The organism is Alphaproteobacteria bacterium, assembly GCA_040905865.1.
Classification (GTDB): Bacteria; Pseudomonadota; Alphaproteobacteria; order UBA8366.
The window spans coordinates 61,059-69,368 of the sequence record JBBDQU010000083.1; the positions used below are offsets into that span (position 1 = coordinate 61,059).

9 protein-coding genes are annotated in these 8,310 nt (G+C 61.6%); 6 read left to right on the plus strand and 3 right to left on the minus strand.

The features are described 5' to 3' along the window. The first annotated feature begins 24 nt into the window (after nucleotides 1-24). Nucleotides 25-576, plus strand: coding sequence for a hypothetical protein (locus WD767_19615; protein ID MEX2618298.1), 552 nt, complete (start codon nucleotides 25-27; stop codon nucleotides 574-576). On the opposite strand, the gene WD767_19620 is transcribed toward WD767_19615, so the two are convergent. Genes WD767_19620 through pdxH form a run of 3 tightly spaced genes read right to left on the minus strand, consistent with a single transcriptional unit; the run spans nucleotide 570 to nucleotide 2,872 of the window. After that, nucleotides 570-1,325 (minus strand): SDR family oxidoreductase, encoded by a 756-nt coding sequence (locus tag WD767_19620; GenBank protein ID MEX2618299.1) that lies wholly within the window; start codon nucleotides 1,323-1,325, stop codon nucleotides 570-572. The genes WD767_19615 and WD767_19620 overlap by 7 nt on opposite strands. Nucleotides 1,326-1,370: 45 nt before the next feature. After that, a complete protein-coding gene (locus tag WD767_19625; GenBank protein MEX2618300.1) occupies nucleotides 1,371-2,309 on the minus strand; it encodes a cation diffusion facilitator family transporter in 939 nt (312 codons plus the stop codon). Beyond that, nucleotides 2,282-2,872 carry a pyridoxamine 5'-phosphate oxidase gene (pdxH, locus tag WD767_19630; GenBank protein MEX2618301.1) on the minus strand — a complete coding sequence of 197 codons (591 nt, stop codon included), beginning with the start codon at nucleotides 2,870-2,872 and terminating at the stop codon, nucleotides 2,282-2,284. The genes WD767_19625 and pdxH overlap by 28 nt, the downstream gene beginning before the upstream one ends. A 182-nt stretch (nucleotides 2,873-3,054) precedes the next feature. Between pdxH and WD767_19635 the strand changes: the two genes are divergently transcribed. The 5 genes from WD767_19635 to sppA all read left to right on the plus strand — a co-directional run bounded on the left by WD767_19635 (nucleotide 3,055) and on the right by sppA (nucleotide 8,259). Further along, complete coding sequence (locus WD767_19635; protein ID MEX2618302.1) at nucleotides 3,055-3,522, plus strand: RT0821/Lpp0805 family surface protein; 468 nt, start codon at nucleotides 3,055-3,057, stop codon at nucleotides 3,520-3,522. Between the two features lie 46 nt (nucleotides 3,523-3,568). Continuing rightward, nucleotides 3,569-4,444 carry a J domain-containing protein gene (locus tag WD767_19640; protein MEX2618303.1) on the plus strand — a complete coding sequence of 292 codons (876 nt, stop codon included), beginning with the start codon at nucleotides 3,569-3,571 and terminating at the stop codon, nucleotides 4,442-4,444. A gap of 93 nt (nucleotides 4,445-4,537) precedes the next feature. Then, the gene (gene fabI / locus WD767_19645; protein MEX2618304.1) at nucleotides 4,538-5,377 is read left to right on the plus strand and encodes an enoyl-ACP reductase FabI; all 840 of its coding nucleotides are present in this window, start codon (nucleotides 4,538-4,540) and stop codon (nucleotides 5,375-5,377) included. A gap of 21 nt (nucleotides 5,378-5,398) precedes the next feature. Continuing rightward, nucleotides 5,399-6,472, plus strand: coding sequence for a chorismate synthase (gene aroC / locus WD767_19650; protein MEX2618305.1), 1,074 nt, complete (start codon nucleotides 5,399-5,401; stop codon nucleotides 6,470-6,472). Then, entirely contained in the window at nucleotides 6,463-8,259 is a 1,797-nt protein-coding gene (gene sppA / locus WD767_19655) for a signal peptide peptidase SppA (protein ID MEX2618306.1), read from the plus strand. The genes aroC and sppA overlap by 10 nt, the downstream gene beginning before the upstream one ends. The last annotated feature ends 51 nt before the right edge of the window (nucleotides 8,260-8,310 follow it).

Sequence of the window (8,310 nt, forward strand, 5' to 3'; positions counted from 1 at the left end):
ATCGCAACAGGGGACGTCACGAGTATGTACCGCGACAATACCTTAATACCAACAGAAGCCATCCGGCTGGCCGCGCTTGGCAGCCTTGCCGAAGGCGACAAGCGCTATGCCGACCTGGCCGGCGAAATCCGCTATTTTGTCGCCCGCGTGGCGGGTCCGTCGCTGGATCTGCTGGGCGCCTCGCTGGAACTGTTGTGTTACGAGGATCTTGCCGTGGCGACCAGCGGCGAGGCCATGGAAGCTGATGCCGTGCTGCGTATCACGGACGCCGGCCGGGCTGCGTTTCATACCCTGATGACGTCAAATGTCCGGGCGCCGGTCAACGATGTCAGCAAACTGGTCATTGCCCTCAAGATGCGGTTCATGCATCTGCTACCGGACGATGACCGGGCCGATCAGACCGAGATGCTGACGGAAATGTGCGAAACGGAACTCGCGCGCCTCGTGCAGCTTCGTGGCGAATACAGCCAGGGCCGGCTGGCGGAATGGCTGGATTTCGAAATCGCTCAGCTTAACGAACGGCTGGCCTGGTATCAGGCGCTGGATACCGACGGAACCGGCGCTGCGCCTCAGTAGACGTGCTGCCCGCCGGTGACGAAAATTTCCGTCCCCGTGACATAGCTGAAATCGCTGGAACAGAGCTGGAAGACGCAGGCCGCCACCTCATCCGGCGTTCCCATGCGATGCATCGGAATCCGGTTGATCAGCGGCTCGTATTCCTCACCGATCATTTCGGTCTCGATTTCGCCGGGGGCAACCGCATTGACCCGGACGCCAAGCTGCGCGAATTCCACGGCCATTTCCCGGGTCAGGGCGGACAGCGCGGCTTTCGACGTCGAATAAGCGGAGCCGGCGAAGGGATGGAGCGCATGCCCGGCGATGGAGGTGATATTGACGATGGCGCCGCCGCCCTGTTTTCCGCCCCGTTGCAACGCACTGGCGAAACCGCGGGCCAGGATGAGCGGCGCAAACAGGTTCAACTCGAAGACCTCCCGCCAGCGGTCGATATCGCCGTTCAGACAGCCGAGCCGTTCCTGGTACGGCGTCTTGGGCGATATGGCCGCGTTGTTCACCAGGGCATGCACCGGGCCGGTTCCGATCAACTCTCTGGCCTGCCGGACGAAGGCGTCGACCGATTCGGGCCTGGCCAGATCGGTGGGAATGTGCTGCGTCCAGTTCGGGTCGCGCTTGCAATGGTCGGGAATATCGTCGCGGCTGCAGCTGATGACCTGCCAGCCTTCGTCGGAAAAACGCTGTACCGTCGCATGCCCGATACCGCGGCTGGCGCCGGTCAGGATGACGGTTTTTTTCGTCTGGTCGTTCATGGTGCGACTCTATCGAATTCGGGTCCGGGGGTCATGCGAACTTATTCACCGGAACGGCGGATGTTCTTCCTCCAGACCTTCGGGGTCCTGGTGGATCATGACTTCCGCGCCGGCGAAGGCCTTCTGGATCTCGGCCTCGACCTGGTCGGCAATGGCATGCGCTTTCCGCAGGGGCATGTTGCCGTCCATTTCGAGGTGCAACTGAATGAAGACGTCGGAACCGGAGCGGCGGGTACGCAGGTCATGCAGGCTCGCGACCGACTCATGTTTCTTGGCGATGGCGCGGATCCGCGCGCGATCCTCTTCGGGCAATTCCCGGTCCATCAGCATATCCAGCGCATCGCCGACGATACGCCACGCGCCATATAGCAAAAAGGCGGCAATACCGGCGCCGGTCAGCGGGTCCAGGTAGGGAAAATCCAGAATCGGCGTCAGCACCAGCGCCGCGATGACCGCCAGATTGATCAGCAGGTCGCCGGTGTAATGCAGCGAATCGGCCGAAATCGCCACCGACTGTGAGCGGCGGACAACATATTTCTGGTACAGTACCAGAGCAAAGGTCAGCGCGATGGAAAGCAACATGACCGCTATGCCGACCTCTGTCGCAGCCAGCGGCACGGGGTTGAACAGTCGCGTCCCCGCCTGGAATATAACGATGATGGCCGATCCGGCAACGAACGCGGCCTGCGCCATGGCCGCCAGCGCTTCCGCCTTGCCGTGGCCGAAACGATGCTCCCGGTCGGGCGGGGTAAGCGACTGGCGCACCGCGACCAGCGTTACGACCGATGCGAGGCCATCCAGCATCGAGTCGACCAGCGTCGACAGCATCGCCACGGAATCGGTCAGCGACCAGGCAACAAGCTTGGCAAAAATAAGGATAGAGGCGACGAGGACCGAGGCGTATGTGGCGCGCCGCATATGCCGTTCGGCATCTGGCGCAGACTTTTCTGCGGTAATCACGGAAACAGCCGTTTTGTCGCCCATCCGTTATCCATGCGCGTGTACACAATGCGTTCATGGAGGCGGAACTTGCCTTCCCGCCAGAATTCGAATGAGTCGGGGACCACGCGGAACCCGGACCAGTAGGGCGGCCGCGGAATGGCGCCGATGCCGAATTTGGCGGTGTAGCGGGCAATTTCCATTTCCAGGTCGCGGCGTCCTGTCATGGGCAGCGACTGTCGGCTCGCCCAGGCGCCGATGCGGCTGCTGCGGTGACGGCTGTTGAAATAAGCGTCGGCTTCGGCATCGCTGACCGCTTTGACGGCGCCTTCGATTCGCACCTGCCGCTGCAGCGATTTCCAGTGGAACAGCAGGGCGGCGAAGGGGTTCTCGCGTAGCTCGCGTCCCTTGCGGCTTTCCAGATTCGTATAGAAAACGAATCCGTGTTCGTCGAAATGCTTCAGCAGCACCATACGCGCCGAGGGACGCCCGTGCGGATCGGCTGTCGCCAGCGTTACGGCTGTCGGCTCCAGTGTTTCGCGGTCCTGCGCTGCACCGTACCATTCGTCGAACAGCGCCAGCGGTTCGTCCATGTTTGAATTTGTCATCGGCAGTAAATATATAATGTTGTGCGGGTGAGATAACCGACTGCCCGGAAACTTAGTACGTGCCGGGCAGTTATGGACATGATATGGGGGCTTTCACGGATTCGGAAGCCTGATCACGTGTGAAACATGCGTTTGTGGCAGGGTAGCGCGAAATCGCCTAACGAATTGAAATGGACGAAAACATGAAAAAAATTGTTCCTTTGATTGTCTTAATCTTTGCCCTGACTGCCTGCGCGGAAGGTCAGGGAAACAAACAAACGGGCGGAACGCTGCTCGGTGCGGGTCTCGGCGCGCTTGCGGGGTCGCAGATTGGCGGCGGCAGGGGGCAACTGGTCGCGGTTGCCGTCGGCGCCCTGGGCGGCGCCTTTCTGGGCAGCGAGATCGGCAAGTCGCTCGACAAGGCGGATCGCGCCGCCATCGCCACAACCACCCATCAGGCGCTTGAAACCGGACAGTCGGGCCAGCCTGTTACCTGGCGCAACCCGGATTCCGGTCATTACGGTGCAGTTACCCCGCAGCCGGCCATACAGACGGGCAGCGGCGAATATTGCCGTGAATACACGCAGACGATCCAGGTCGGCGGCCAGAGTGAGCAGGCGCATGGCAAGGCGTGCCGGCAGCCGGACGGTACCTGGAAGATCGTCAGCTGACGCATATCCCTGTATCGGATAAGGGTGGCATCCGGGCAACTGACACATGAGGGATCCGTACGAAATTCTCGGCGTTTCGCCGACGGCGAGCGATGCCGAACTGAAATCGGCCTATCGGAAGCTTGCCAAGGAACTGCATCCGGACGTCAACCCCGGCGATACAATCGTGGAACAGCGCTTCAAGGAAGTGTCGTCCGCATACAGAATGCTGTCCGACAGGGAAACCCGCGCAAATTATGATCGCGGCGAAATCAATGCCGACGGTTCACCGCGCATGAGCAGCATGTTCCGTGGCGGCGCCCGCGCAGGGTCTGCGCCTGACCTGGACGACCTTGTCGCAAATATGTTCGGTCGCCGGCGGCAGCGCCAGCCGGTCAAGGGGCAGGGGGCCACCTATTCGATTACGGTACCCTTTTTGGAAGCGGCATTGGGCGGTACGCGGCGTATCCGCCTGCATGACGGCAAGCATCTGGAAGTAAATATCCCCGCCGCCACCAAGGATGGGGACAGCCTGCGTCTAAAGGGACAGGGCATGCCAAGTCCCAATGGCGGTCCGAATGGTGATGCGTTCGTCGAATTGCAGGTCAGTCGCCACCCTTTTTTCGTGCGTGACGGGCTTGATATCCGTGTGGACGTACCGATCACACTCGCGGAAGCCGTATTGGGGGCCAAGATCAAGATTCCGACGATACATGGCCCGGTCAGCGTAACCATCCCGCCCGGGACCAATACGGGCAAGGCGCTGCGATTGAAGGGCAAGGGCATCGTGATCGAAAAGGGCGGAGACAGGGAGTGCGGCAGCGAGTATGTACAGTTGAAGGTCGTGCTGCCGGACGAGCCCGACTCCAGACTCCAGGACTTCGCGCGGGAATGGGCCAGGACCGGCGATTACGATGTCCGCCGGAAGGCGGGACTGGAATAACAGGAATTGGTTCGGAAATTGCGACACTTGCCTTGGACGCGATAGGCGAGTGTTGGTAGGATAGCCAATTAACGGGCAGGGGACGGCAAGCTAATGAGCGACGTGCAACCGATCATGGCCGGCAAGAGAGGCCTCATTATGGGGGTCGCGAACGACCGGTCGCTTGCCTGGGGCATCGCCCGGGCGGCTGCGGCGCATGGGGCCAGGCTGGCCTTTACATTCCAGGGCGACGCGCTTGAAAAGCGGGTGCGGCCGCTGGCTGAATCGGTTCACTCCGAATTGATCATGCCCTGCGATGTGTCCGACGACGCCAGTATCGATTTGGTGTTCGAGACGATCGGGAAAGAATGGGGCGATCTGGATTTCGTGCTGCACGCGATTGCATTTTCCGACAAGGACGAACTCAAGGGAAAATATATCGGGACGACGCGCGGCAATTTTATTCGCACCCTCGACATATCCTGTTATTCGCTGACCAGCGTGGCGCAGCGGGCGGTGCGGATGATGCCGAATGGCGGCAGCCTGCTGACACTGACCTATTACGGTGCGGAACGCGTGATGCCGCATTACAACGTCATGGGCGTTGCAAAGGCCGCGCTTGAGGCAAGCGTGAAATATCTGGCGGCGGATCTCGGAACGGACGGCATTCGGGTCAATGCCATATCGGCCGGTCCGGTGAAGACGCTGGCGGCGTCGGGTATCGGCGATTTCCGCTATATACTCAAATGGAACGAACTGAATTCACCGCTGCGCCGCAATGTCGGGCTCGACGAGGTCGGCAATGCGGGCATGTACCTGCTGAGCGATCTCAGCAGTGGCGTGACCGGCGAAATCCATCATGTCGATTGCGGGTATAACACGATTGGTATGGTCGCGGTCGATGCGGCGGAGGAGGTCTCCGAATTACTGGCGGGGATCAAGGGCAAATCCTGAAAGCGACAGTCGGGCCCTGCAATGTCGGCGAATAGCTTCGGTAACCTGTTTCGTGTAACGACCTGGGGCGAAAGCCATGGTCCCGCCATCGGCTGCGTGGTCGACGGCGTGCCGCCGCTGATTCCGGTCAGCGAACCGGATATCCAGTTTTTCCTCAATCAGCGCCGTCCCGGACAGAACCGCTTCACGACCCAGCGCCGGGAACCCGACAGCGTCAAGATCCTTTCCGGCGTGTTCGACGGTGTAACCACGGGGACGCCGATTGGCCTGATGATCGAAAATGTCGATCAGCGGTCGCGGGACTATGGCGAAATCATGGACCGGTTCCGGCCGGGCCATGCGGATTACACCTACTGGAAAAAATACGGTATCCGCGATTATCGGGGGGGCGGCCGGTCCTCCGCCCGTGAAACCGCGATGCGGGTTGCCGCGGGCGCCATCGCCCGCAAGGTGCTGGGCGACGGCATATCGATCCGTGGCGCCCTGGTGCAGATGGGCCCGCATGGCATCGACCGCGCGCGATGGGACTGGGCGGCGGTATCGAACAATCCGTTCTGGTGCCCGGACCCTGTCGTCGCGGCGCAATGGGAGGCGTTCCTGGGCGATATCCGGAAATCCGGATCGTCGACGGGCGCGGTGATCGAACTCGTGGTTTCCGGCGTGCCGGCGGGGTGGGGCGCGCCGGTTTATGGCAAGCTCGATGCCGATATCGCCAGCGCCATGATGAGTATCAATGCGGTGAAGGGTGTGGAAATCGGCGCCGGTTTTGCCGCGGCGGCACTGTCGGGCGAAGACAATGCCGACGAAATGCGGATAGGTAATGACGGCGATGTGCGTTTTCTGTCCAACGCCGCCGGCGGGGTCCTTGGGGGGATTTCGTCCGGCCAGGATATCGTTGTCCGGTTCGCGGTCAAACCGACCAGTTCCATCCTGACTCCGCGAAGGACGGTGACCGTCGACGGCGCCGAAACCGAAATTTCCACAAAGGGGCGGCACGACCCCTGTGTCGGCATTCGTGCGGTGCCGGTCGGCGAGGCCATGATGGCCTGCGTGCTGGCCGATCACATGTTGAGGCATCGGGCGCAATGCGGCTGATCGGCCGGATTTTCCTCTGGTTCTTCGCCGCTGTCGGTTTCGCCGCCGTCATGGTCGCCGTGATCGGGGTCGGTGTGGCGGTGTTCTACATTTCCAGTGAACCGGAAATGCCGGAACGGATCGTTCTCCGGCTCGATCTGGAGGGTGGCATCGGTGACGGCCGGATGGAGCGTCCCTGGGACGAATTGCTCGACCGGAAGTCCGTCTCCCTGTACGACGTCATTGCCGTTTTGCAGCGGGCGGCGGCGGATGACCGCGTTGCCGGAATAGCCGTACAGCTCAGTGATGCGCCCCTCGGGATTGTCGCGGCGCAGGAACTTCGTCAGGGCATTGCGGATTTCCGTGCCAGCGGCAAATTCGCGATGGGATTTGCGGCAAGCTTCGAAGGCCCCGGCAATGTGATGTCGCGCTATATGCTTGCATCCGCCCTGGACAGCGTCTGGATGCAGCCATCCGGAACTCTGGCCCTGACCGGCATCTCGCTGGAAATGCCGTTTATCAAGAATGCCCTCGATACCCTGGGCGTTCAGGCCGAATTCGAGCAGCGCCATGAATACAAATCCGCGGTCGAGCTTTTCACGCGCGCCGGGATAAGCCAGCCGGCGCAGCAGTCGCTGGAAGGCGTGGTGCGGACATGGATGCGACAGATTCTGCATAACATCGCGATTGACCGGAATATCCCGCAGGAAAAATTGCGGACCCTGGTTGAACGCGCACCGCTACTGGCCGAAGACGCGCATGACCACGGATTGGTCGATGTGCTGGGATACCGGGACGGCTTCGAAGCGGCTGTGCAGGCGCGCGCCGGAGACGAAGCGTATTCCATGAGTCTCGATACGTATGCCGGCAGTCTCGCGCCGCTGCCGGAACCTGCCGCAAACGTCGCCCTGATATACGGCGTGGGTCCAATCGAAAGCGGCAGGGGTGAGAACGGCGTCTTTTCCGGCGCGACATTTTCCGCCGCGGCCTTCAACAAGGCGCTTGCCCATGCGGCTGACGATCCTGCAATTCACGCCATTATTTTGCGGATCGACAGCCCGGGCGGGTCATATATTGCGTCCGATTCCGTTCGCCGGACCGTGATACGCGCGCGTGAAAAGGGCAAGATAGTGATTGCCTCGCTGGGCGCCTATGCGGCGTCCGGCGGCTATTTCGCCGCGATGGCGGCGGACAGGATCGTGGCGCAGCCGGGAACGCTGACCGGATCTATCGGTGTATTCGGCGGAAAATTCGCCACGGAAGACCTCTGGAAGAAACTGGGAATCAACTGGGCCCAGGTCAGCACCGGCGGCAACGCCGGTATGTGGAGCGGGATCCGGCCATTCTCCGCCAGCGCGGCGGCGCGGCACCGGGCGATTATCGACTCCATTTACACGGACTTTACGAACAAGGTCGCTGTCGACCGCAATATTCCGGCGGAACGGATCGATGCCATTGCGCGGGGACGGGTGTGGACGGGCGAGGATGCCCGCGAACTCGGTCTCGTCGACGCGCTTGGCGGCCTGTCCACCGCCATCGATCTGGCGCGCGAGGCGCTGGATCTGCCGAAGGAAGCGCCCCTCGCGGTTTCGGTTCTGCCGGAAAGACGCTCGCCCCTGGAACGCGCCCTGTCGCTGCTGGAGCAGGGCGGATCCATTTCCGATATCGCCGCCGCGCTGGGCGGATATGTGCGGACTGACCCGTACGAAGCGGTCTTGCGAAAGCTGGAGCCGGTGACGGGGGATCTGGATGTATTCCGGCCCCCGGCGGGCGTGCTGCAACTGCCGGCGATCCGGATTACGCCTTAACAGGCTGCGGAAAAACCCTTCCCAGCGTCGCGCGGTCGTGATTCAATTCTC